At 72.6% G+C, this 23,988-nt stretch carries 22 protein-coding genes; 8 read left to right on the top strand and 14 right to left on the bottom strand.

The features are described 5' to 3' along the window. The first annotated feature begins 103 nt into the window (after positions 1-103). Positions 104-2,416: a hypothetical protein gene (locus tag HNR67_RS09845; RefSeq protein ID WP_185001742.1), complete on the top strand. Its 2,313-nt coding sequence runs from the start codon at positions 104-106 to the stop codon at positions 2,414-2,416. On the opposite strand, the gene HNR67_RS09840 is transcribed toward HNR67_RS09845, so the two are convergent. Continuing rightward, a complete protein-coding gene (locus HNR67_RS09840; protein WP_185001741.1) occupies positions 2,413-3,720 on the bottom strand; it encodes a glutamate mutase L in 1,308 nt (435 codons plus the stop codon). The genes HNR67_RS09845 and HNR67_RS09840 overlap by 4 nt on opposite strands. Before the next feature lie 30 nt (positions 3,721-3,750). Here HNR67_RS09840 and HNR67_RS09835 point away from each other — a divergent pair, with 30 nt between their 5' ends. Together HNR67_RS09835 and HNR67_RS09830 are read left to right on the top strand one after the other, a co-directional pair. Further along, positions 3,751-4,293 (top strand): hypothetical protein, encoded by a 543-nt coding sequence (locus tag HNR67_RS09835; protein ID WP_185001740.1) that lies wholly within the window; start codon positions 3,751-3,753, stop codon positions 4,291-4,293. Then, positions 4,290-4,925 carry a hypothetical protein gene (locus tag HNR67_RS09830; RefSeq protein ID WP_185001739.1) on the top strand — a complete coding sequence of 212 codons (636 nt, stop codon included), beginning with the start codon at positions 4,290-4,292 and terminating at the stop codon, positions 4,923-4,925. Before HNR67_RS09835 ends, HNR67_RS09830 begins: the two co-directional genes overlap by 4 nt. 1 nt (position 4,926) lies before the next feature. Here the strand turns inward: HNR67_RS09830 and HNR67_RS09825 are convergent, their stop codons facing one another. The 7 genes from HNR67_RS09825 to HNR67_RS09795 form a co-directional block, all read right to left on the bottom strand. After that, on the bottom strand, positions 4,927-6,462 hold the full coding sequence (locus HNR67_RS09825) for an amino acid permease (RefSeq protein WP_185001738.1): 1,536 nt from the start codon (positions 6,460-6,462) through the stop codon (positions 4,927-4,929). A 204-nt stretch (positions 6,463-6,666) separates the two neighbouring features. Further along, entirely contained in the window at positions 6,667-7,596 is a 930-nt protein-coding gene (locus HNR67_RS09820) for a cation diffusion facilitator family transporter (protein ID WP_185001737.1), read from the bottom strand. Positions 7,597-7,654: 58 nt separating this feature from the next. Further along, positions 7,655-8,890 (bottom strand): mannose-6-phosphate isomerase, class I, encoded by a 1,236-nt coding sequence (gene manA / locus HNR67_RS09815; protein WP_185001736.1) that lies wholly within the window; start codon positions 8,888-8,890, stop codon positions 7,655-7,657. Between the two features lie 41 nt (positions 8,891-8,931). Continuing rightward, positions 8,932-10,014, bottom strand: a complete 1,083-nt coding sequence (locus HNR67_RS09810) for an SIS domain-containing protein (protein WP_185001735.1) — start codon at positions 10,012-10,014, stop codon at positions 8,932-8,934. Positions 10,015-10,019: 5 nt separating this feature from the next. Next, complete coding sequence (locus HNR67_RS09805; protein WP_185010431.1) at positions 10,020-10,238, bottom strand: Trm112 family protein; 219 nt, start codon at positions 10,236-10,238, stop codon at positions 10,020-10,022. A 23-nt stretch (positions 10,239-10,261) separates the two neighbouring features. Next, a complete protein-coding gene (locus HNR67_RS09800) occupies positions 10,262-11,611 on the bottom strand; it encodes a phosphomannomutase/phosphoglucomutase (RefSeq protein WP_185001734.1) in 1,350 nt (449 codons plus the stop codon). A gap of 72 nt (positions 11,612-11,683) precedes the next feature. Beyond that, on the bottom strand, positions 11,684-12,043 hold the full coding sequence (locus tag HNR67_RS09795; protein WP_185001733.1) for a DUF3499 domain-containing protein: 360 nt from the start codon (positions 12,041-12,043) through the stop codon (positions 11,684-11,686). An 81-nt stretch (positions 12,044-12,124) separates the two neighbouring features. On the opposite strand from HNR67_RS09795, the gene HNR67_RS09790 reads away from it, so the two are divergent. Beyond that, positions 12,125-12,592: a metallopeptidase family protein gene (locus tag HNR67_RS09790; RefSeq protein WP_185001732.1), complete on the top strand. Its 468-nt coding sequence runs from the start codon at positions 12,125-12,127 to the stop codon at positions 12,590-12,592. Here the strand turns inward: HNR67_RS09790 and HNR67_RS09785 are convergent. Next, positions 12,576-15,854, bottom strand: a complete 3,279-nt coding sequence (locus HNR67_RS09785) for a glycosyltransferase family 2 protein (RefSeq protein WP_246492486.1) — start codon at positions 15,852-15,854, stop codon at positions 12,576-12,578. The genes HNR67_RS09790 and HNR67_RS09785 overlap by 17 nt on opposite strands. 147 nt (positions 15,855-16,001) lie before the next feature. Continuing rightward, a complete protein-coding gene (locus tag HNR67_RS09780) occupies positions 16,002-16,268 on the bottom strand; it encodes a WhiB family transcriptional regulator (protein ID WP_185010429.1) in 267 nt (88 codons plus the stop codon). 226 nt (positions 16,269-16,494) lie between these two features. Here HNR67_RS09780 and HNR67_RS09775 point away from each other — a divergent pair, with 226 nt between their 5' ends. The 4 genes from HNR67_RS09775 (at position 16,495) to HNR67_RS09760 (ending at position 20,182) form a co-directional block, all read left to right on the top strand. After that, positions 16,495-17,259 carry a site-2 protease family protein gene (locus tag HNR67_RS09775; protein WP_312986892.1) on the top strand — a complete coding sequence of 255 codons (765 nt, stop codon included), beginning with the start codon at positions 16,495-16,497 and terminating at the stop codon, positions 17,257-17,259. A gap of 64 nt (positions 17,260-17,323) precedes the next feature. After that, complete coding sequence (gene cofD / locus HNR67_RS09770) at positions 17,324-18,310, top strand: 2-phospho-L-lactate transferase (RefSeq protein WP_185001731.1); 987 nt, start codon at positions 17,324-17,326, stop codon at positions 18,308-18,310. Then, positions 18,303-19,643, top strand: coding sequence for a coenzyme F420-0:L-glutamate ligase (locus tag HNR67_RS09765; RefSeq protein WP_185001730.1), 1,341 nt, complete (start codon positions 18,303-18,305; stop codon positions 19,641-19,643). The genes cofD and HNR67_RS09765 overlap by 8 nt, the downstream gene beginning before the upstream one ends. Next, a complete protein-coding gene (locus HNR67_RS09760; protein WP_185001729.1) occupies positions 19,640-20,182 on the top strand; it encodes an NUDIX hydrolase in 543 nt (180 codons plus the stop codon). The genes HNR67_RS09765 and HNR67_RS09760 overlap by 4 nt, the downstream gene beginning before the upstream one ends. Here the strand turns inward: HNR67_RS09760 and HNR67_RS09755 are convergent. The 4 genes from HNR67_RS09755 to HNR67_RS09740 all read right to left on the bottom strand — a co-directional run bounded on the left by HNR67_RS09755 (position 20,167) and on the right by HNR67_RS09740 (position 23,982). Continuing rightward, a complete protein-coding gene (locus tag HNR67_RS09755) occupies positions 20,167-21,096 on the bottom strand; it encodes a DNA-3-methyladenine glycosylase family protein (protein WP_185001728.1) in 930 nt (309 codons plus the stop codon). The genes HNR67_RS09760 and HNR67_RS09755 overlap by 16 nt on opposite strands. Continuing rightward, a complete protein-coding gene (gene manB / locus HNR67_RS09750) occupies positions 21,093-22,214 on the bottom strand; it encodes a mannose-1-phosphate guanylyltransferase (protein ID WP_185001727.1) in 1,122 nt (373 codons plus the stop codon). The genes HNR67_RS09755 and manB overlap by 4 nt, the downstream gene beginning before the upstream one ends. Before the next feature lie 359 nt (positions 22,215-22,573). Further along, positions 22,574-22,936, bottom strand: coding sequence for a hypothetical protein (locus HNR67_RS09745; RefSeq protein WP_185001726.1), 363 nt, complete (start codon positions 22,934-22,936; stop codon positions 22,574-22,576). A gap of 167 nt (positions 22,937-23,103) precedes the next feature. Continuing rightward, positions 23,104-23,982 (bottom strand): glycosyltransferase family 2 protein, encoded by an 879-nt coding sequence (locus tag HNR67_RS09740; RefSeq protein WP_185001725.1) that lies wholly within the window; start codon positions 23,980-23,982, stop codon positions 23,104-23,106. Positions 23,983-23,988 lie beyond the last annotated feature (6 nt).

The following is a 23,988-nucleotide window of genomic DNA, read 5'->3' as shown; positions in this document are numbered from 1 at the left end:
GACGTAATTCAACAGCTCGATGTCCGAAGATGACCCCTCGGCTGGATTTCACCGGTTCCGCTGTGAGCCGGGACACCACAAGATCACATGTTCGGAGTTGACTGTGCTTCTCCCCGGTCCCGACACCCGTGTCATCGAGCTGCGTGTGCCGGGGGTGCTGGGGGCCACTCCGGAGTCGGTCACCGGCTCTGCCAGCGCCGTAGACGTGGCCGGGGACGGACTGGGCCGGGTGGTGCGGCCCGCCGACCGGATGGACCGGCCGGTGGCCGGGCCCTCGCTGTCACTGGGCGGGCGGCCGATCTCCCGGGTCGTGGAGGGCTACGTCTGGGGTGCGATGACCTCCGGCGGTGTGGCCAAGGCCACCTGGGCGCTGCTGTTCCCGTTCACCCTGGCCAACGTCGCGCACTGGATGCTGCCGCCCGTACCGCCGGGTTCCCGGGTGGCGCGGGGGCTGGGCACGGTGCTGCGGGCGTTGCTCCGGCTGGCCGCGCTCGGGCTGACCATGCTGTTCATCGGGCAGTTCGCGGTGGTCTCGCTGGACCTGATCGCGGCGCAGTGCCTCTCCCCCGCGCTGGAGTGCGCGGGCGGGCTGACGCCAACCTGGCTGCGGGACTCCCCCACGTTGCGGATGATCTCCGGACTGCTGCCGGTGCTGCTCGCGATCGGGGTGCTGTTCCGGGTCTCCGGGGTGGACTGGGAGCTGTCCGTGCCGCAGCCGGCCGCGGACCCGCCGGGTCACGCGATGTCCAGCCTGCCGGGCGCGGGCGTGGCCGCCGATCCGGACACCCCGGCACTGCGCGGCCTGCACACCACGGCCGCGCTGGCCACGGTGGCCTGGCTGCTGCTGGGTGGTCCGCTGGGTCCGCTCCGGGCCGACCTGACCGCGCTGTGGAGCACCACCCTGCTGATCCTCGGGCTGTGCGCGCTGGGCGTGCTGCTGCTGGACGACCCCAACGGCAGCCACCCGGACCGGGCCGGGCGCTGGCTGCGGGCCGCGCTGGCGCCCGCGCCGCGGCGGATGCTGGTGCTGGCCGCGCTGGCCCTGCTGGGCGCCTCGGCGGCGTTCGCGCCGGAGCTGTCCGGGCCGCTGGCCGCCTCCGACGCCACCGTGCAGGGCATCGCGGTCGGGCTCGGGCTGTGCTGTGTGCTGTTCGGGCTGCTGCTGATCCCAGCCGCCCTGCTGGCCCGCTCGACCTGGCGGAAGCTGCCGCGCGGACTGCGGCCGTGGGCCGGTGGCTGGATGGCCGCGCCGGTGCTCGGGCTGGCCGGGTTGCTGGGCGGCGGGTTCGGCTCCGGGATCGCGATCACCTTCGAGCAGGTGCTGACCCCGGTGCGGCTGGTGCTGCCCGACGGATACCGCTGGGTGACCCTGGTGTGGGGCACCGCGGCCGGGGTGGCGCTGACCGCGCTGGTGCTGTGCGCGCCGGTGCTGGTGCTGCTGGGGCGGCTGCGCAAGCGGCGCGGCACCTTCGTCCCGCCAGAGGTCGCGCTGCTGCACAAGGACCGGCCGCAGGACGAGGCCCGCGCGGCCAGGGCCTGGCGGCAGGCGGAGTGGCAGCGTCGGCACGCGCACCAGGTGCTGATCTGCTTCGCCGGACTGCTCGGCGTCGGCGCGGCGGCCTCGGTGACCGGGCAGGCGCTGGGCGTGCCGCTGCCGACCGGGCTGGCCCCGCTGTCCGGGGCCGGGGTGGTGGCGCTGGCCCTGCTGGGCGGCGGGCTGCTGTACCTGGTGTGGCTGGCCGCGCGGCATCCGGAGCGGGCCAAGCAGGTGGGCGTGCTGGCCGACCTGGCCGCGTTCTGGCCGCGGGAGGCGCATCCGACCGTGCCGCCGTGTTACGCGATGAAGGTGGTGCCGGAGCTGGTGGCCAGGGCCGAGGAGCACCTGAAGGCGCCGGGCAACCGGGTGGTGCTGGTCGGGCACAGCCAGGGCAGTTTACTGGCCGCGGTGGCGGTGTCCCGGCTGCTGGAGACCTGCTCCGCGCATGATCGGGAGCGGATCGGCCTGGTCACCGCCGGGTCGCAGTTGCAGTGGGCGTACCCGAGGGCGTTCCCGGCGGTGGTGCCACACAGCTCGCTGGCCAAGCTGCACGGCGAACTGGGCGGGCGGTGGCGGTCGCTGTGCCGCGGCACCGATCCGCTCGGCGGCGCGGTGACCACCTGGGCGCGGCAGGTCTACGACGGCCGGATGCTGGGTGTGGGCTTCCGCGCGGACGGCAGCACCGGTCCGCTGCCCGCGGCCAAGGTCGGCCCGCACGGCGCGCTGGTGCTGGGCGGGGACCACTGGCTGCCGGACCCGATGCGCGGCCCGTTCCCGTTGCGCCGCTGGGCGCCAGGGGTGCTCGGACATGTGGAGTACCAGCCGGATCCGGAGTGGGACCGGGCGGTGAGCATCGCGGCCGGACTGGAGAAGCCCTAGGTCAGCGTCGAGGTGAGCAGGGTGCGGGCGGCCGCGGTGTGTCCGGCGTCGGTGAGCAGGCCGGCCGGGGCGAGCACGTAACTCTGGTCCACCACGGCCCTGGCGTTGCGCAGCACCGGTCGCAGCACCGGATCGGCGCGCAGCGTGGCCACGGTGGCGGCCACCCGTTCGGGCCCGGCGTGCCGGAAGACGCCGCCGGAGAGCACCAGCAGCCCGATGCCCTGCGGTCCCAGCCGCCCGGCGACCAGCCGCAGATGGCGGCGCACCGCGATCACCGCGGCCAGCTCGGCGATCCGGCCGTCCACCGCGATGTCCCCGGCCTCCGTCGGCACCCAGTCCACCGCTCCCGCCCGGAACTGCACCTTCGGTGCCAGTTCCGCGGCCTCGGCCGGTTCGACCAGTCGCTCCGCGGTGGCCTCGGCCAGCACGCCGGGGGCCGACCAGCGCATGCCGAGGTCGCCCTCCACCGTGCGCCGGTCCGGCGGCAGCTCGACCGTGCTGCGCCCGGCCAGTTCGTCCACAGTGGACACCGCGGAGTAGACGTCGGTGGTCGCCCCGCCCACGTCCACCACCAGCACCGCGCCCGGGGATTCGGCCTCGGCCAGCACCGAGGCCAGCTCGGCCACCCCGCGCAGCACCGCGTCCGGCGTGACCGCCCGGACCAGCCGCCGGAACCGCGGCCCACGGGAGAGGCCCTTGCCGCCGATGACGTGGGTCAGGAACATCTCCCTGATCGCCGCCCTGGCCGGTCCTGGGGCCAGTTCGCCCACGTCGGGCAGCACGTTGTCGGTGGCGATCACGGTCCGCCCGGCCGCGCGCAGCGTCTCGGTGGCCGCGGCCCGCACGTCCTGGTTGCCCGCCAGCACCACCGGCGCCCGCAACCGGTTCGCCGCCACCCGCGCCACGTTGTGCGCCAGCACCCTGGTCTCCCCGCCGTCGGTGCCGCCGACCAGCAGCAGCACGTCCGGCGCACTGGCCCGCAACGCCCTGATGCCCGCCCCGTCCAGCTCCCCAGCCGCCACGTGCACGATCTTCGCCCCGGCCGAGAGCGCGACCCGGTAGGCCGCCTCCGCGCTGACCAGCCGTTCCTGGCCGACCACGGCCAGCCGCAGGCCGCCGCCGGCGGAGGAGCAGGCCAGCACCTCGGCCTCGGCGGCGTCCAGGGCGGCGGTGACCGCGTTGATGCCGGTGAGCACCTCGGGCGGGGTGGTGGGGTGCTGGGCGGTGCCCAGCAGCGTGCCGTCCGGGCCGAGCAGCGCGGCCTTGGTCCAGGTCGAGCCGACGTCCAGGCAAAGGATGGTCACGGCGGCACGCTACCGGCACACTGGATCGTGATGCGTGAACACGGACAGCCCTCGTGGACCGTCTCCATCAGCGAGGACAGTGCGCTCAGTGGCGCACTGTTCGTTCGGGACGCGCTGGCCCTGAGCGCTCCCGAAGATCCCTTCCCCCTGGTCGAGCCGTCGGTGCCGGTGATCGGGGCGAATCGGATCGACCGGGCCGCCGCCGAGCGGGAGTGGGTGGCCTGGCTGGATGAGTTGCTCTACGGGCAGCGGCGCAACGCCAGGGACCGGCCGGTGCTCACCGAGGCCGCGCTGGAACTGCTGGAACCGTTGCGGGTGTGGGAACGCACCCGGCGTGGTGGGCTGGAGGGGCCTCGTTACGGCGGGTTGTTCATCACCGAGTTCGTCAACTCCTTCGAGGATCGCCTTGGCAGGCCGGTGCGGCCGTTCGGGCTGACCATCACGGTGGCGCCGGTGCAGGGGCGATTCTTCTGGCAGCGGGGGTCGGCGGATCTGCTGGCCTCGCGGGCGCTGCTGGAGGATCCGAAGGCCTTCGAGATCGAGTTCGACCCGGTCGTGCGGGCACTGGCGTGAGGCCGCCGCCGAAGCTCGCGCCCAAGCTGATCCTGGAGGGCACCCGGCTCACCGGGAAGACCGAGCTGGCCTTCGCGCTCAACGAGCACCCCCGGCTGGTCGGGCCGCGCAAGTACCGGTACCACTCGCCGTTGATCTCCGCGGAGTGGTGCGGGTTCACCAACCGGCCCTGGGGTCATGGGCTGATCAACTTCGACGAGTCCGAGGCCGCGCTGGCCAGGGAGACCTACTCGACCTGGCTGCGGATGTTCGAGTTGCAGCGGTACTACTCGTGGCTGGTGGACCGGTTCCACCTGTCCACCGCGGCCTTCCAGCACCAGGCCGGGCGCCCGTTCGACTTCGGCTGGATCGAGGACCGGCTGCGGCCCTTGGGTTTCGGGCTGGTGCTCTGCCTGCGGGAGCCGTCGACCTTCCCGGCGGCGCGGGCGGAACGGCTGGAAGTGTCCGGGAATCCGGCGCAGTACGACGATCTGTCGGTGTTCCTCCGCGAGCAGGAGCAGCTGCGCGAGCTGGCCGCGCGTTCGGTGCTGCCGGTGCTGGAACTCCAGGTCGCGGGGCGGAGCGAGGCCGAGCTGGCCGAGGAGGTCGCCGACTGGTGTGCGGCCAGCGACCTCCTCGGCCTGCGGGACTGAGCTACTCCTTGCCGACCGGGGCGGTGGCGGCCTCGCGCTCACGCCGGGCCAGCACGGACTTGTGCTTGCCGTAGGCGAAGTACACGACCACGCCGAGCAGCATCCAGATGCCGAACCGGACCCAGGTCAGGGCGGTGAGGTTCAGCATCAGCCACAGGCAGGCCAGGATGGCCACGATCGGCACGAACGGCACCCACGGGGTGCGGAAGCCGCGCTTGAGGTCGGGCCGGGTCTTGCGCAGCACCAGCACACCGGCGGAGACCAGCGCGAAGGCGAACAGCGTGCCGACGTTGACCATCTCCTCCAGCCGGCCCGCGTCGAAGAAGCCGGCCGCGATGGCGACCACGCCACCGACGAAGAGGGTGGCGCGCACCGGGGTGCCGTGCTTGCCGGTCTTGGCCAGGCCCTGCGGGACCAGGCCGTCCCTGGACATGGCGAAGAGCACCCGGCTCTGGCCGAGCAGCAGCACCATGACCACGGTGGTCAGACCGGCCAGCGCGCCGACGGCGATGATGCTGGCCGCCCAGGTCACGCCGACGTCGGCGAAGGCCGAGGCCAGCGTGGAGCGGACCGGTTTGCCGTCCGGGCCGACCTTGGTGGCCAGCGCGGTGTACGGGCGCATGCCGGTGACCACCAGGGACACCGCGATGTAGAGCACGGTCACCACGGCCAGCGAGCCGAGGATGCCGCGCGGCACGTCGCGCTGCGGGTTGCGGGTCTCCTCCGCGGTGGTGGCCACGATGTCGAAGCCGATGAAGGCGAAGAAGACGATGCTGGCCGCGGCGAAGACGCCGAAGAGGCCGTAGGTGCTGCTCGAACCGCCGAAGATCAGCGAGAACAGCGACTGGTCCAGCCCGCCCGCGGCGTGCGCCACGGATCCGGCCTCGGCGGCCGGCGGGATGAACGGGGTGTAGTTGGCGGTGTTGATGTAGAAGAAGCCGACCAGGATCACCAGCAGCACCACCGCGACCTTGATCGCGGTGATCACCAGGCTGACCCTGGAGGACAGCTTGGTGCCCACGGCCAGCAGCACGGTCAGCGCCCCGACCACGAGCACCGCGCCCCAGTCGAAGTCCAGCCCGCCGAGGGAAATCGTGGTGGCCGCCTTGATCCCGGCGATCTCCAGCACGTTCTGCAGGTAGGACGACCAGCCCTTGCCGACCACCGCGGCGGCCAGCGCGAACTCCAGGATCAGGTCCCAGCCGAGGATCCAGGCGATGAACTCGCCGAAGGTGGCGTAGGAGAAGGTGTACGCGCTGCCTGCCACCGGCACGGTGGAGGCGAACTCGGCGTAACACAGCGCGGCCAGGCCGCAGGTGATCGCGGCGAGCACGAAGGAGATCGTCACACCTGGGCCCGCGATGTCACCGGAGGTTCGCGCGGCCAGGGTGAAGATGCCCGCGCCGATCACCACCGCGACCCCGAAGACCGTGAGGTCCCAGGCGTTCAGATCCTTCCTGAGCTTGGTGTCCGGCTCATCGGTGTCGGCGATCGACTGCTCAACGCCCTTAGTGCGCCACAAGCCACTGCCTGGCACGCCCAACCTCCTGAAAAAGTTCTCCCGCCTGTGCCCGTGAGGGCAGCCCGGACAACACTGTCGTGGGCGGCGCTCACCCTACCGGCGGACGTATGACGGTTTCCGCCAGTCATCTACAAAGTCGAAATGCCCGTATGGGTGACTCTGCACAAAACGACGCATCGCCCCAGGTGAGCCCTGGGGCGATGCGGACATGCGGGGTGCTTATGCCTTGGCTTTGGCCTTGGCCGCGTGATCGAGATCGGGTTCGAGGTACATCAGCCGGGCCTCCGGCACCTTGGCCCGCACCCTGGCCTCGGCGTCGTTGATCGCCTGGGCGACCTCGGCAACGGTGAGGTTGGGCAGCAGCGCGATCTTGGCCGCGACCAGCAGCTCGTCCGGGCCGATGTACTGGGTGCGGATGTGGATGACGTGGTCCACGGTGGCGGTGGACAGCTCGTCCACGATCACCGCGAGCACGTCCGGGTTGGCGCCCTCGCCGATGAGCAGGCTCTTGGTCTCGATGATCAGCGTGATCGCGATCACGCCGAGCAGCACGCCGATGCACAGGGTGCCGATGGCGTCCCAGATCGGGTCGCCGGTGAGCACGGTCATGCCGACGCCGCCGAGTGCGAGCACCAGGCCGACCAGCGCGCCGAGGTCCTCCAGCAGCACCACCGGCAGTTCCGGGGTCTTGGCGTTGCGGATGAACTGCCACCAGGTGGCGTCACCCTTGATCTTCTTGGACTCCTGGATCGCGGTGTGGAAGCTCCAGCTCTCCAGCAGGATCGCCACCACCAGGATGCCCACCGCGACCAGCGGCGAGGTCAGCCCTTCCGGGGCCTCCAGCTTGTGGATGCCCTCGTACAGCGCGAACGCCGAGCCGAGGGTGAACAGCAGCAGTGCCACCACGAAGGAGTAGAAGTACCGGTCCCGGCCGTAGCCGAACGGGTGCGATTCGGTTGGCTTGCGTGCCGCCGTCTTCTGCCCGACCAGCAGCAGCGCCTGGTTGGAGGTGTCGGCCACCGAGTGCACGCCTTCGGCGAGCATCGAGGACGAGCCGGTGATGGCGAAGCCGACGAACTTCGCTACCGCGATCCCCGCGTTGGCGACCAATGCCGCCACGATCGCCTTGGTGCCGCCCCCTGCTGCCACAAGTACTCCTCATGCGTACGTGTCCGGATTGTCCTGCCCCGGATGGTCGGGAGGGAGACTAGCCGTCCATCCCCGCGGTCGCGCGGAAGACCTGCAGATCCGCGTCCCCGGCACTGGAGATCCGGGTTTTCGGGTCACCGGCGGCCAGCCAGGCCGAGGTGCCGCGGGGCAGTTCCAGCCGGGTGCCGTCCTCGGCGGTGAGCAGGGCTTTCCCGCTGGTGCAGATGAGGATCTGCGGACCGTCGCTGGGCAGCAGCACCTCCTCGGTCGCCTCGGCGCCCGCCGGGATGTCCACTCTGGACAACTCGAACTCGGGTGCGGGCGTCGGGTAGGCGGTCAGGTGGCGGCTGACCTGCTCGCCGCGCAGCACCGGCATGTCCCCGCAGGAGAAGTCCAGCACCCGCAGCAGTTCGGGCACGTCCACGTGCTTGGGGGTGAGGCCGCCGCGCAGGATGTTGTCGGAGTTGGCCAGGATCTCCACGCCGGTGCCGTGCAGGTAGGCGTGCAGGTTGCCGGCCGGCAGGTGGATGGCCTCGCCTGGTTGCAGCACCAGCCGGTTCATCAGCAGCGCGGCCAGCACGCCCGCGTCGCCGGGGTGGCGTTCGCCCAGTTCCAGCACGGTGCGGCATTCCAGGCTGAACTCGCCGTGCGCGCGCAGGTGCCGGACGCAGGCGTCCAGCAGTGGCGGCAGCAGTCCTTCCAGCGCGACCTGGGGCAGGGTGATCCAGGTGGTGAACAGCGCGCGCAGGCCGTCCGGGCCGGGGTCGGCGGCCAGCAGCTGGGCGTGTCCGGCCAGCTCGGGCACGTCCAGCGCGGCCAGCAGCGCGACGGTCTTGTCAGCGGCCCGGAATCCGGCCAGCGCGTGGAACTCCGAGAGCGCGCAGATCAGTTCGGGCTTGGCGGTCGGGTCCGGGTAGTTGCGGTTGCCCGCGTCCCTGGCGATGCCTGCCGCTTCTTCCTTGGCGTAGCCCTCGGCGGCCTGGGCGGCCGAGGGGTGCGCCTGGATGCTCAGCGGTTCCTCCGCGGCGAGCACCTTGAGCAGGAAGGGCAATCGGTTGTCCCAGCGCCGGGCGCAGGCCGGGCCAAGGTGGAACTCGGGTTCGGCGTTGATCGCGGCCAGCAGCGAGGTCTCCGCGCCGTCCGCGCCCAGGAGCGTGGAGGGGTCGCCGGGGTGGGCGCCCATCCACAGCTCGGCTTCCGGGTGCGGGGCCGGGACCTCGCGCCCGAGCAGTTCGGCGATCACGGTGCGCGAGCCCCACGCGTAGGGCCGCACCGCGTTGCGCAGCAGGTCCACTGTTCCTTCTCGCTTCCTGGTTTTGGTCTCGCGGCCCGCACTCAGGCGATGACCGGCGACACCACTCCCGGCCCGCCCAGCGTGCCGGCGGCCAGCCCCAGGTACAGGGCGGCCAGATCGAAGCGCACCGCGAGCAGCGCGGCGCACAGAGCTTCGTCGCCGGTGACCTCGTCCGCGGGGGCCACCAGGTCGGCGCCGGGGAGGGTGTCCTCGGCGGCCCGGCGGGTGGCCTCGGCGATCGGGCCGCGGCGGACCGCGAGCAGCAGCACCCGCGGGGTCGGCCCGGCGGTCAGGTCGTCCGGGTCGGCGAACAGGTCGTGTCCGGAGGTGGCCTGCACGGCCGCGCGGTGCAGCGCGGGCCGGAGCACGGCCTGGGGGTACCCGGCCACATCGGAGACCACCCCGGAGAAGGTGGCCAGGGACTGCGCGGCGTGTGCGGCGACCGCGGTCGCCGCGTGGTCCAGGCCCCACAGCAGCGGGGTCCGGTCGGCCAGCCGCAGCGCGAGCGCCTTGGCCGGGTTGACGAAGGACTCGTGCATCGGGTGGTCGCGTTCGGCCTCCCGGTCCAGCTCGTCGGCGATCTGGCCGACGTCGGTGCGCAGCAGGCCGAGCTGGTTGACCGCGAGCAGTCCGGCGGCCAGCGCGCGGGCCATGCCAAGGCCGTGCGGCACGTGCACCCGCGGCGGCAGCAGCAGCGCCTGGCCGGCGGCGGCCGCCGCCACCGGGCCGTCCTCGGGCGCGGTGAGCACGATGCGCGCGCCACGGCGAGCGGCGCGGTCGAGGGACTCGGCCAGCACCGGGTCACCGGGATCGTCGGCGTGCGCGATCACCACGTCGAGCGCGCCGATCCAGGTGGGCACCACGTCGGTGACCACCACCGGCACCGGGCAGGCCGGGCCGAGCAGGGCGGCCAGCAGCTCCGCCGCGGCCGGGCCGACCCCGGGCCTGGTGAGGAGCACCAGCGCCCTCGGCCGATCCTCGGCGAGGCGGTCCAGGCCGAATTCGCGCGCGGCCTCCACGGTCGAGCGCATCTGGGCGCCCGCCGAGGCGGCCGCCCGCAGCAGCCCTCCGGTGTCGGCCTCGGCGAGCCGGGCCGGATCGTCGAGCAGGACGTCGTCGAGCACCAGGGTCACCCGGCGGCGGACGGCCCGTCGGCGGCGGGGCCGCCCTCGGCTTCGTCGAGCAGGAGCACCGGGATGCCGTCGCGCACCGGGAACCGGCGGGCGCAGGCGGTGCAGGTCAGGTAGTCGGCCTCGGCGTTTTCGGGCGTGCCGGGGGTCAGCTTGCCGTGCGCGGGGCACGGGCAGGCCAGGATCTCCAGCAGGTCCGGGTCAAGCTGCACGGACACGGTGCTCACCTCTGTTTCCCTCCTCAGCCGCGGACGATCGCCAGGACCTCGTCGCGCAACGCGGCGACGGCCTCGGCGTCCTTGGCCTCGATGTTCAGTCGCAGCAGCGGCTCGGTGTTGGAGGCCCGCAGGTTGAACCAGGCCCCGTCCGGCAGCTCGATGGTCAGCCCGTCCAGCTCGTCCAGGGTGACCCCGTCGCGGCCGCCGTACGCGGCCTTGATCGCGGCCAGCCTGCCAGCCTGGTCGTCCACGGTGGAGTTGATCTCACCGGACGCGGCGTAGCGGGCGAACTCCCTGGTGATCTCGGCGAGCGGCTTGTCCTGCTCCCCGAGTGCGGCCAGCACGTGCATGGCTGCCAGCATGCCGGTGTCGGCACGCCAGAAATCCCTGAAGTAGTAGTGCGCGGAGTGCTCGCCGCCGAAGATGGCGCCGGTCTCGGCCATCGTCTGCTTGATGAAGGAGTGCCCGACCCTGGTCCGCACCGGCTTGCCGCCGTGCTCGGCCACGATCTCCGGCACACCCTTGGAGGTGATCAGGTTGTGGATGATCGTGCCGCCCGGCTCCTTGGCCAGCTCGCGCACGGCGACCAGCGCGGTGATCGCGCTCGGGGACACCGGGTCGCCGTTGGCGTCGACCACGAAGCAGCGGTCGGCGTCGCCGTCGAAGGCGATGCCCGCGTCCGCGCCGATCTCGCGCACCTTGGCCTGCAGGTCCACGATGTTCTTCGGGTCCAGCGGGTTGGCCTCGTGGTTGGGGAAGTTGCCGTCCAGCTCGAAGTACATCGGCACCACCTCGATGGGCAGGCCGTTGAACACCTCGGGCACGGTGTAGCCGCCCATGCCGTTGCCCGCGTCCACCGCGATCTTCAGCGGCCGGATGCCGGAGAGGTCGACCAGGTCACGCAGGTAGGCGGCGTACTCCACCAGCAGGGTGCGCTCGGAGAGCGAGCCGCGGGCGCCGAGGAACTCGGGCACGCCCTGCTCGACCATCTCGCGGATCTCGGTCAGCCCGCTGTCCTGGCCCACCGGCGCGGCGCCGGCGCGGCACAGCTTGATGCCGTTGTAGGCGGCCGGGTTGTGGCTGGCGGTGAACATCGCGCCGGGCAGGTTCAGCTTGCCGGAGGCGAAGTAGAGCATGTCCGTGCTGGCCAGGCCGATGGAGACGGCGTCGACGCCCTGGGCGTTGACGCCCTCGGCGAAGGCCGCGGCGAAGCCGGGGGACGAGTCGCGCATGTCGTGGCCGATGACCACGGCCGGGCCGCCGACGAGCCGGGCGAATGCCGCGCCGAGGTCGCGGACCACGTCGGTGTCGAGCTGTTCGCCCACCAACCCGCGAACGTCGTACGCCTTGACGATGCCGGACAGGTCTCGCACGCCTTACTCCTGACTTCGGCTCACTTGGACAGCTAGCCCGAAGCCTACCGGCGGCGTGTGCGCGCCTGTGGCTCAGTCCTCATGGGGGTCGGGAAGGACCCGTAGATGGCCGCGTCGGCCCGCGCCGAACACCGGCTCGCTCGCCTCGATCGGGCGGTCCGCCCGGCCGGCCTCACGCACTGCCTCGGCCAGCGCGGTCAGGTCGTCCACCGTAGGTTGGGGAACGGCGAACTCGCCCTCGTGCCGGACGACCTCCCACCCACGGGGGGCGGTGAGCCGCATCGCGTGCTGTTCACACAGGTCATAGCTGTGCGGCTCGGAGTAGGTGGCCAGCGGCCCGACGACCGCGGTGGAGTCGGCGTAGGCGTAGGTCAGCGTCGCAACGGCCGGGTTCGTGCACCCGGTCCGCGAGCACCTTCTTACGCTCCGCACGATTGGGGACGATAGCGCCTCCGGTCCACCCTGTGCGGCAGGCACGCGGACAACATCCGCGTACCCTCAGTGGCCGTGGTGATGGCGAGGGGTACCCGACGGGGGATCAGGCAGCGTCGGGACCGGCATGGGCGAGGTATGCGAGGGCAGTTGTACCCCTCGACGATGCCTGCTGCCCGCAGTCGTTCGGAGCGGTTCGACGCGGTGGTGCTGGAGGCCCTGGAGCCGATCGAGCAGCGCTGGCGCAACGAGCTGACCCAGCTGGACGTGGCCGTCGACGACGTTCCCGAGCTGCCCTCGGCCGATGCCGAGGAGCTGACCTGGGGCGATGACGTGGTCGAGGACGGCAACGTGCCACTGGCCCGGCTGGTGCCGGCCGGGGTGGACCGGCGCGGACTGCCCACCAGGGCGCGCATCGTGCTCTACCGGCGGCCGCTGGAAGCGCGGGCCAAGGACGGCGCGGACCTGTCCGACCTGGTGCACGACGTGCTGGTGGAGCAGGTCGCCACCTACCTCGGGCTGGACCCGGAAGTCATCGACGGCGACTAGGCAGCGCGGTGAGCGCGGTGAACAACGCGGCCGCGGCCTGGACGAGCAGGAGCAACGCGGCCAGGCCAGCCGGAACTGTGACGCGGATCTCGCTGGCTGATTCCGGCAGCGCGACCGCGACCAGGTGGCCGTAGGCCCTGGCCAGCGGCACCTCACGGCCGTCGACGGTGGCCAGCCAGCCGCGTTCGTCCTCGGCGGCGAGCACCAGCACCCGGCCGAGTCCGCCCGCGCTGACCGCGACCGCGATCTCCGGTGGCCGGGCCTCGACGCCGGTGGCCTCGATCTGTCCGGCCGGGGTGCCGCCGGTGCGGGCGCGCAGCGCGGCCTCCCCTGCCAGCAGGGTGACCGGGCCGCGGGACTGGGTCAGGCGCAGCACCGGGCGGCCGTCGGTGGCGGTGGCATCGGCCACCACCAGGTCGGGGGCGGCGGCGCGGATCTTGGTCGCGGCGGCGGGGTCGGGCAGCAGCAGGAATCGGACGCCACTGGCACCGGCGGAGAGCAGTGCGCCGCGGACGGCCTCGGTGGTGCCCGCGCGCAGGGCGGTGGCGGTGTCCTGGACCCGCTGGGCGGCGGCGGGCACGGCGAGCACGTCGTCGTCGCCGAAGCGCGGCAACCGGCCAGCGGTCTGGCGGCTGGGCTGCCCGTAGGCGCCGACCTCCAGCACCCCGGCGCCGGTGGCGGCGAGTTCGGCGAGCTGGCTGTTGACCAGCAGTGGCGGGGCCGAGCGCAGCGGGCCGTCCTGGCCGAGGAGCAGGGTGCTGACGGCGAGGGCGGCCAGCACGGTCGCGCCCGCGCCCGCGAGCGCGCGGATGGGCACGGTGACCGGGGCGCCGGGCAGGGCGGCGGCGAGCACGATCCAGGCCAGGCCGCAGCCGGTGAGCAGCAGCGGGGCGCCGGTCCAGCCGGTGCCTGCCGGGCCGCCGTTGGCCGGGGTCACCTCGATCAGCCCGACCGCGATGGCCGCGGCGGCGCCCAGCAGCGCGAGGCCGAGTCCGGGCAGCATGGCCGGGCGCGGGCGGAGCAGGGCCGCGGTCAGCGCGGCCAGCACGGCGATCAGGCCCAGCCAGGGCAGTGCGCCGGGGCCGCCGGGGTAGAGCGCGAGCAGGTCCAGGGGGTTGGCCCTGGCCTCGCGCAGCGGGGCGCCGGTGCCGTGCAGCAGCACCGAGGGATGGCGCAGGACCAGCGCGGGCCACGGGAGCTGGAGGGCCAGTGGCAGCAGCACCAGGGTGAACAGCGCGGCCACCCGCCTGCGGCCGGAGCCGGGCACCAGCACGAACCCGATCAGCGCGGCCAGCAGCACCAGCAGGTGCGGCAGCGGGTGGAAGGCGCCGAGCACGGCCAGCGCGAGCGCGGTGGCGCAGGTGATGGAGAGCCAGCCGATGTCCGGCCTGCGCGGCCACAGGATGGCGGCCACCCCGGCCAGCACCGGCGGCAGCAGGAGATGGACCACGATCACGTCGAGACGGCCCTGGGCGGTGGCGGCGGTGGCGATGGGCAGCAGCGCGTACCCGGCGGCCACCGCGGCGCGCACGGTCCTGGGCACGCGCAGGCGGCGGGTGGCCAGGTAGGCGGCCAGCCCGGCCAGTGGCAGGTCGCCGAGCAGCAGCACGGTGAGCGCGATCGAGGGTCCGCCCAACAGGGTGCCGAGCACCGCGAGCACGCCGGTGGCCGCGGGCGCGGGTGCGATGCTGCCGCCCGCGACGGGTTGCCAGGCGGCCACGTACCCGGCCCAGGTGTCACCGATGTCCCCTGCGGGCAGCAACCGGCCGCCCGCGAGGTCGCCGCCGAGCCGGGCCCACTGGGTGGCCAGCGCGAGCACGGCCAGGCCGAGCACCAGGAACAGCACCGGGCTGAGCAGCAACTCGCGCAGCACCCGGCCGCGGTCGATCTCCACCAGCACCAGTTCGGCCGGTCGCGGGGTCCCGCGCGGCACCGGTGAGGGCCGGGGGCGTGGGCTGGGGCGGCGGCGGTACAGCTCGGGCGCGGCCACCTCGACCACCACCGGTCCGGCGGGCCTGCGCAGTCCGGCCGGGCCCAGTCTGCGGGCCGCGCCGCGGCGGCGGCTGGGGCCGAGTGCGCCGGCGGGCAGCGCGGGCGGGCCGGGTTGGCGTTGCGGGGCACCGGGTTCGGTCCACTCCGGCACCGGACTGGCCGGCAATCGGCCGAGGCTGGCATCCGCGCGCACCCGGCTGCGCAGCACGTGCAGCAGGCCGCGGTGCCCGGCGTTGCGCGACCGGGTCAGCCGCGAGGTGAACAGGCCGCGGATCTCCCTTGGCGACACGGTCCTGGTGGCGGCGCGGGAGCGGCGGGCGGCCAGCAGTCCGGCCCGGCCACCGAAGAGGTAACCCAGCGCGGCCAGTTCGTCACCGGCCCGCCGTCCCCGGCGCAGCAACAGGAATCCCAGTGCCCGCAACAGGCACAGCAGCGCGAGCCGGGGCAGGCCGATCAGGAAGGAGGGCACGCTGGTGTTGACCAGGAAGGTGCGCAGGCCGTGCGCGCGCCGGGCGCGGGCGAGTGCGGGCACCGCGTGCACCGGGCGCTGATCCCGTTCGGCGGCACGGGCGTGCCGGATCCGGGCCGAGGGCACCAGCAGCACCAGGTGCCCGGCCAGGTTGGCCCGCCAGCCCAGGTCGATGTCGTCGCCGCCCAGCGGCAGCGCGGGGTCCAGCCCGCCGAGTCGTTCCCACACCTCGCGCCGGATCAGCGCGCCCGCGCTGCCGACCGCGAGCACGTCCCTGCTCTGCTCGAAGCCGCCGCCGTAGGCCAGTTCCGCGCCGGAGATGCCGGTCTGGGTGTGGCCGGAGGCATCCAGCGACAGCCCGCCCTGCACCACCAGCCTGGGGTCGGCCCAGTCCACCGCGAGCGGGCCGAGCACGGCAGCGGACGGCGCGAGTTCGGCGGTGCTCAGCAGTGCGGGCAGGCAGTCGGGTTCGGGCGCGGAGTCGTCGTGCAGCAACCAGATCCACTTGCCGGGGTCGCCCCAGCGTTCGGTCGCGGTGGCCACGGCCTTGCCGACGGCGGCGCCGAACCCGGTGTCGGGGGCTTCGGTGAGCACGCCGTCGAGCAACTGGTCCGGACCGGTGGCCGCGGCGGCCAGCACCCTGGCGGTGGCGTCGGTGGATCCGGTGTCCACGGCGAGGATGTGCCGTGGTCGCACGGATTGGCGGCGCAGCGCGGAGAGCAGTGGCCGCAACCATTCCGCGCCGTCATGGCAGACGATCACGGCGAGCACCGGCGCGGTGCTCAGCGTCGGGTGCGGCAAGCTGGTCCCTCGGCTCGGCGGTGACAGGTCCCCCGTGCGGGGATCGCGAGCGCCCCCACCACGTGCCGGTGGAATCCACTGGCACGTGGTGGAAAACGCTACGGGGTGCGACCGGGCGAACTCACCCGGCCACACCGAACCGTTATGTCACACCGCTCGGCGTTTGAGCTTGCGGCGCTCTCGCTCGGACAGACCACCCCAGATGCCGAAGCGCTCATCGTGCGCAAGGGCATACTCGAGGCACTCTGGCCGAACCTCGCAACCGGCACAGATCCGCTTGGCCTCCCTGGTGGATCCACCCTTCTCAGGGAAGAACGCCTCCGGGTCGGTCTGCGCGCACAGTGCCCGTTCTTGCCAGTCGTGCTCCTCGTCCGCCTCGAGGGCGGGGTCGAAGAGATCGACCAGCACTCCCACGCCAGTGGGTGCGGTGTCCCGCTCTCCCACTCGGCTCCCTTCGTTCTCTTCCACTGTCCGCTCCTCCCGCACTCCCCGGTGGCGGACCCCATTCGCCGTCCCACCCGACGAATGACACCAATGTGATTAGACCTGTGGGATGCAAGAGGGTCAAGCCAAGTACACACGACGGGGGACGAATCTGGCCCGCTGGCAAGGATGTTCACTGGCAAGGCAGAGTGTTGGTGTGACGAGATCCTCGGTTGCCCCGAGTCCGCTGTTCCTAATCCTGCTGGCCGTCACGGTCGGCGGCGGCGTGCTGTCCACGGTGGACCAGAATGTGGCACGCACTGCCGGAATCGTCCTGCTGGTGCTCGGCGGCTGGGCTGTCTCGCTCTGCCTGCACGAGTTCGGGCACGCTTATCTAGCCCTGCGCGGCGGCGATTATTCGGTGCGGCACAAGGGATATCTCACCCTGGACATCCGCAAGTACACCGATCCGGTGCTGAGCATCCTGATGCCACTGCTGTTGCTGGCCGTCGGTGGAATCCCGCTGCCCGGCGGGGCGGTGTGGATCGATCGACACGCGTTGCGGACCAAGCGCGCGGAGTCGTTGGTGTCGTTGGCCGGGCCAATGGCGAACCTGGTGATCGGTCTGTTGCTCATTGCGACGGTGGCACTGACAAATCCACCCGTTGGGCTGGCAGCCGGACTGTCCTATCTGGCCTACCTGCAAATGCTCGCGTTCGTGCTGAACATCCTGCCCATTCCGGGTCTGGACGGTTTCGGCGTGATCGAGCCGTACCTGTCGTACCAGGCGAGGGAGTTCGGCGCGAAGGCCCGTCCGTGGGCGCCGTTCGTACTGTTCGCCCTGCTGATCGGGGTGCCGGTGGTCGGCCAGTTGTTCAGCACGGTGGTGCTGTGGGTCTTCGAGACCTTCGGCGGCAACGTGCTCGACGTGTTCTACGGGCAGCGCTGGTTCCGGTTCTGGGAGGGTGGGTTCGGGTCGTGACCTTGGTTACGGAGCGCGGCCCCCAAGTTCGCCCGTTCGGGCAAGGCGGGGAGGATGGCCCCCTGTGAAGGTCGTTGTGCTGGTAGGTGGCGTCGGTGGCGCCCGTTTCCTGCAAGGGGTGAAGGCCGCGCTGGGCCTTCCCGCCATTGGTCCCGGCGAGTCGCCGCACGAGATCACCGCGGTGGTCAACAACGGTGACGACGTCTGGCTGCACGGGCTGAGGGTGTGTCCGGACCTGGACACCTGCATGTACACCCTGGGCGGTGGCATCGACACCGAGCGCGGCTGGGGCCAGGCCGGGGAGAGCTGGACGGTCAAGGAGGAGCTGGCGGCCTACGGCGCCGAGCCGAGCTGGTTCGGCCTCGGCGACAAGGACATCGCCACCCACCTGGTGCGGTCCCGGATGCTGCGTGCCGGTTACCCGCTCTCCGCGGTGACCGAGGCGCTGTGCGCCCGCTGGCAGCCGGGGGTCCGGTTGCTGCCGGCCAGCGACGACCGGGTGGAGACCCATGTCTCCGTCGACGATCCGGAGACCGGCGAGCGCAGGGCGATCCACTTCCAGGAGTGGTGGGTCCGGCACCGGGCGCAGTTGCCGGCACACGCGATCGTGTCGGTCGGGGCCGAGGAGGCCAAGCCGGGACCGGGGGTGGCCGAGGCCATCACCAACGCCGACATCGTGCTGTTCGCGCCGTCGAACCCGGTGGTCAGCGTGGGCACCATCCTTGCCGTGCCGGGCATCCGGGCGGCGATCACCGCCACCGAGGCGCCGGTTATCGGGCTTTCACCCATCATCGACGGCAAACCGTTGCGCGGGATGGCCGATGCCTGCCTGACCGCGATCGGGGTGGACTCGACCGCGGAGGCGGTGGCGCGGCACTACGGATCGCGCAAGGCCGGTGGCGTCCTGGACGGCTGGCTGATCCACACCGGCGACTCCGCGCTGGTCGAGGGGGTGGAAGTGCGCGCAGTGCCACTGCTCATGTCCACTGTGGACGCGACCGCGCGGATGGCACTGGACGCCTTCGAGCTGGGCGGGGTGCGCGTTGGCTGACCACGCCGCGGCTTCCCTGGAGATCCTGCCGGTCACCGGACTGCCCGAGTTCCGGCCCGGCGACGACCTGGCGGCCGCGCTGGCCGCCGCCGCGCCCTGGCTGCGCGAGGACGACGTGCTGGTGGTGACCAGCAAGGTTCTGTCCAAAGTGGAGGGCAGGCTGGTCACCGCGCCCACCGACCCGGAGGCGCGGGACGCCCTGCGCCGGGAGCTGGTGGACGCCGAATCGGTCCGGCTGGTGGCGCGCAAGTTCCGCACGCTGATCACCGAGAACCGGCTGGGCGTGATCCAGGCGGCCTCGGGTGTGGACGGCTCGAACGTGGCCACCGACGAGCTGGCGCTGCTGCCGGTGGACCCGGACGGTTCGGCCGCGAAGCTGCGCGAACGGTTGCGTGAGCTGCTCGGCGTCACGGTCGCGGTGGTGGTCACCGACACCATGGGCCGGGCCTGGCGGATCGGCCAGACCGACGCGGCCATCGGCGCGGCCGGGCTGGCCGTGCTGCACCGCTACGCCGGATCCGTCGACCCGCAGGGCAACGAACTGCACGTCACCGAGGTCGCGGTGGCCGACGAGCTGGCCGCGGCCGCGGATCTGGTGAAGGGCAAGCTGGGCGGGCTGCCGGTGGCGGTGGTCCGCGGAATGTCCATTGTGGAGGACGGCTCCACCGCGCGGGACCTGGTCCGGCCATCGGATGAGGACCTGTTCCGGCTGGGCACGGATCTGGCGATCGAGCAGGGCCGCCGGGAGGCGGTGCTGACCCGGCGCTCGATCCGGACCTTCAGCCAGGAGGAGGTGCCCGCGGAGCTGGTGCGCCGCGCGGTCGGGGTCGCGCTGACCGCGCCCGCCCCGCACCACACCCACCCGGTGCGGTTCGTCTGGCTGCGCGACCGGGTGCTGCGGGCCAAACTGCTCGACGGCATGCGCGAGCAGTGGCGCTCGGACCTGCGTGCCGACGGCTGGCCGGCGGAGCGGATCGACCGCCGGATCAAACGCGGCGACCTGCTGTACGGGGCGCCGGAGATCGTGTTGCCGTTCGGGGTGCCCGACGGCGCGCACGACTACCCGGACGAGCGCCGCACCGCGGCCGAGCAGACCATGTTCACCGTGGCGGGCGGCGCGGCCGTGCAGGGCCTGCTGGTGGCGCTGGCCGCCGAGGGGCTCGGCTCCTGCTGGGTCTCCTCCACCATCTTCTGCCCGGACACCGTGCGCTCGATCCTGGACCTGCCTGCCGATTTCGCGCCGCTGGGCGCGGTCGCGGTGGGCTATCCGGCGGACGGGCCGCTGGCGCCGCGGGAACCACGGGACCTGACCGGGGAGCTGATCGAACTGTGAACCTGCACGCTGAGGCGGTCGCTGAGCTGTCGGCCTGGCGGCCGGCGGACCCGTGCCAGGAGAGCCAGCGGCACGCGTTCCTGAGCTTCCTGGCGGCGCGTGCGGACGCTTGTCAGCGTTCCTGCGAACCCGGCCACCTGACCGCGTCCGCGATCGTGCTGGACGCCACCGGCGAACACGTGCTGCTGACCCTGCATCCCAGGGTGGGGCGCTGGTTGCAGCTGGGCGGGCACTGCGAACCGGCGGATCCGACGCTGCTCGCGGCGGCGCTGCGGGAGGCCACCGAGGAGTCCGGCATCGACGGCCTGGTGATCGAACCGGGGCCGCTGCAGCTGGAGGTGCACCCGATCACCTGCTCACTGGGCCTGCCCACCCGGCACCTGGACGTGCGGTACCTGGTGCGCGCGCCCGCCGGCGCCCAGCCGGTGCGCAGTGCGGAGTCGGTGGATCTGCAGTGGTGGCCGGTGCACGCGTTGCCGTCCAATGTGGACAGTGTGCCGAAGCTGGTCGAGCTGGCGCTGCGTCAGATCGCGCGGTAGTCCCGGCCGGCGAACCGGGGTCCGCGGCGAGGTTTGCGGGCCCCGGTCAGCTCCAGGTAGCGGACCGCGCGCTGGCGGTGCGGGGCGTAGGGGGCGAGCAGGGCCAGCATCTCCTCGTCGGTGGCGTCCCGGCCGGTCAGCGCCCAGCCGACCGCGTCGTGCAGGTGGTAGTCGCCGACGCTGACCGCGTCCGGGTCGCCCCAGGCCCGTTGCGCGATCTCGGCCGCGGTCCAGACCCCGATGCCGGGGACCTTGCACAGCAGGTCGCGGCCTGCCTCGCCGCCGAGGTCGACGGCGCGTTCCAGGCGGGTGGCCACGGAGGCGGCGGCGAGCAGGGTCCGGCGGCGGGCGCCGTCGACGCCGGCGCGGTGCCAGTCCCAGTCGGGGATGGCGAGCAGGGCCTTGGGGGTTGGCGGGGCGAAGAGAAGTTCGGGCGAGACGCCCGCCGCTCCGGGGGCCGGGGTGCCGAATCGGCGGCACAGCTCGCGCCAGGAGCGCCATGCCTCCTTGCCGGTGACCTTCTGCTCCAGCACCGCCGGGATCAGCACGTCCCACACCTGCCCGGTCCGCCCGAGCCGGAGTCCGGGCGCCCGCCGCCGCGCCTGCGCGATCAGCTCGTGGTGGGCGAGGAAACCGGTGTCGTCATCCCGCGCGCCGAGCAGGTCCGGCAGCCCCGCCAGGGCCAGTTCCGCACCCGGTCCCCAGGCACTGGCCCGGATCTCGCCATGTGCCCGGCGCAGTGCGATGGTGGCGACCCCGGCCGCGGTGTTGCTCGCCCGCCACACGCTGCCGTCCGGCCCGATGCGCAGGCACGGGTCGGCCGGACCGCGGCGCAGCGGTCCGAGCACGGCGGCCAGGTCGAGCGGGAACGGCGGTGTCCAGGCCCGTTCCACGGCCGGGGCGGCCAGGGTCATGCGTCGTGCGAGAAGCGCACCGAGCCGTCGGCGAGGGAGGCGCCCGGCCACAGCCGCAGGCCCTCCAGGAGTTCGCAGCGGGCGCCGACCACGGCGCCGTCGCCGATGACCGCGCCACGCAGCACCGCACCGTCGCCGATCCGCGCGTTGGCGCCGATCACCGAACCGGTCACGACCGCGTTCGCACCGATCACCGCGCCGTCGAAGACCACCGAGCCGTCCACGGTCGCGCCGGGGCCGACCTGGGCGCCCGCGCCGATGGTGCTGCCGTTGACCAGCTTGGCGCCCTCGCGGACCAGCGCGCCGTCCAGCACGATGGCCTCGCCGGTGGGGCCGGGCAGCGCGTCGGAGGGCGCCAGCCCGCGGACCAGGTCCGCGGAGCCCTTGACGAAGGCCGCCGGGGTGCCAAGGTCCAGCCAGTACGAGGTGTCCACGTGGCCCTGCAGCCGGGCGCCGCGCTCCAGCAGGCCGGGGAAGGTCTCGCGTTCCACCGACACCGGGCGGTCGGCCGGGATCTCCTCCAGCACGGAGCGCTTGAAGACGTAGCAACCGGCGTTGATCTGGTCCGCAGGCGGGTTCTCGGTCTTCTCCAGGAAGGCGAGCACCCGGCCGTCGGCGTCGGTGGGCACGCAGCCGAAGGCACGCGGGTCGGCGACCTTCACCAGGTGCAGGGTGACGTCGGCGTCGTTGTCCAGGTGGCTGTGCGCGACGGCGCCGAGATCGACGCCGGAGAGGATGTCGCCGTTGAAGACCATGATGTGCTCGGCGCGCAGGCGGCTGGCCGCGTTGCGGATACCGCCGCCGGTGCCCAGCGGGGTGTCCTCGACCACGTACTCCAGTTCCAGGCCCAGCCGGGACCCGTCACCGAAGTACTCCTCGAAGACCGAGGCCTTGTAGGAGGTGCCCAGCACCACGTGGGTGATGCCCGCGGCCCGGATCCGGGACAGCAGGTGGGTGAGAAACGGAACACCAGCGGTGGGCAGCATCGGCTTGGGCGCGGACAGCGTCAGCGGACGCAACCGGGTGCCCTGGCCGCCGACCAGCACCACCGCGTCGACCCCGGACAGTTTTTCCACGCGTTCCCCCTGCTTCTCGACTGGTGCCGGACTGGCCGACATGCCGTTACTCCTCCTTCACCCTGACGAGACCGCCTGGAACGGAATACTCTTGCAGAGAACCCGGACCAGGCGACCGGCGGCTCCGGAGAGCGACCACCACAGCGTGAGGGATGATCTCCGTATCCGCCTGCCGGCAAATCCGCCCCAGGCGACGAGGCAACGCAGGAGAGGCCAGCGCGATGGATCCCCGCGAACGGGCCGATGAGCTGCTAGCCCGTGCCAGGGCGCGTGGCTCCTTCGTCGTCACACCAGACGACGCAACCTCGCCGATGGATGCGGCCAACACGGTACAGATACCGCGCATCGTGGTCGCGGCGAACGATCCGCACCACGCGGACCCGGACTCAACCGTGATCCTGTCACCGGAGGCGGTCCAGGCCATGCAGGCAGGGTACGGCCCACAACACGGGCAATCCCCACACCTGCACCAGGGTGCCCAAGGTCACGGGCCGCAGACCATGCCACCGATGCCGAGGCCGCCGCACGGGCACCAGCCCACGCAACCGATGCAGCACGGGCAACCAACGCCGCACGCGCAACCGACGCAGCCGATGGGTCACCCGCATCAGGGGCAGCCGATGCAGCAGCATCCGCAGCCGACCCAGCCGATGCAGCAGCAACCGGGTGGACCGCAGAACGGCGGCCATCCGCAACAGCAGCCTCCGCAACCACAGCAGGGTCAACCCCCGCAGCACCAGCAGGGACAGCCACAGCCTCCGCAATGGCCGGAACGCCGCTCCTAAGCCACCCATAACGGCCAACACACCGTCCCACAACGGCCAACACGCGCGGAGGGTCGAACCCTCGCCCGGCGTGTTGGCCGTTGTCGTACCGAGTGTTGGCCGTTCTTGTACCGCGTGTTGGCCGTTGTTGTACGGCGGGTTGGCCGTTATGGGCGGGGGGTGCCTCGGGTTTCGAGTTTCAGGCGGAGGGCCAGGCCGAGTTTGATGGCCAGGCGGAGGGGGGCGTTGAGGGGGCCGGGGTTGCGGTCGGCCAGGAAGCGGTAGGCGCTGTCGTGGTGGGCGGCGAGCATCTTGGGTTTGACCTTGGCGGTGGAGACGCCGCCGATGTGCATCACCTCGGCCGCCGGGACGTAGATGTTCTGCCAGCCTGCCTTGCCGAGGCGGTCGCCAAGGTCGACGTCCTCGAAGAACATGAAGTAGCGGGGGTCGAAGCCGTGGATGGAGTCGAATGCCTCGCGGCGCAGCAGCAGGCAGGAGCCGGACAGCCAGCCCGCGGGGCGTTCGCCGACGGCGCGGTCCTCCTGGCGGTAGGCGCGGGTCCACGGGTTGCCCGGCCACAGCTTGCTGAACAGGGCGTGGCCCACGCCGCGGCCCAGGGACGGGACCAGGCGGGCCGAGGGGTAGACCTCGCCGTTGGGTTCGCGGATCAGGGGGCCGAACGCGCCGGCCCGGGGCCAGCGCTTGGCGGCCTCGCGCAGGGTGTCCAGGGAGCCGGGGCCCCATTCCAGGTCCGGGTTGGCGACCACGACCCAGCCGTACTCGGCCGGGAGCTGGACCACGCCGCGGTTGGCCGCGGTGCCGTAGCCGACGTTCTCGCCGATGACCAGCAGCTGGACGTGCTCCCGCTCGGCCGCGGCCTGCTCGGGCGCGCCGTCCACCGAGCCGTTGTCGGCCAGCACGACGGTCACGGGTGACTGGCTGCTCGCCTCGTCCAGGGTGTCCAGGAACCGCTCCAGCGTCTTGCCGGGCGAGTAGGTCACGGTGATGACGGCGAGGCGATCTCCGTACTGCTTCTGCTCGGCCACGCCGAG

It is taken from the genome of Crossiella cryophila, from assembly GCF_014204915.1.
Classification (GTDB): domain Bacteria; phylum Actinomycetota; class Actinomycetes; order Mycobacteriales; family Pseudonocardiaceae; genus Crossiella; species Crossiella cryophila.
The sequence above is the reverse complement of the archived record's forward strand: the minus strand, read 5'-3'. Positions and strand labels throughout refer to the sequence as shown.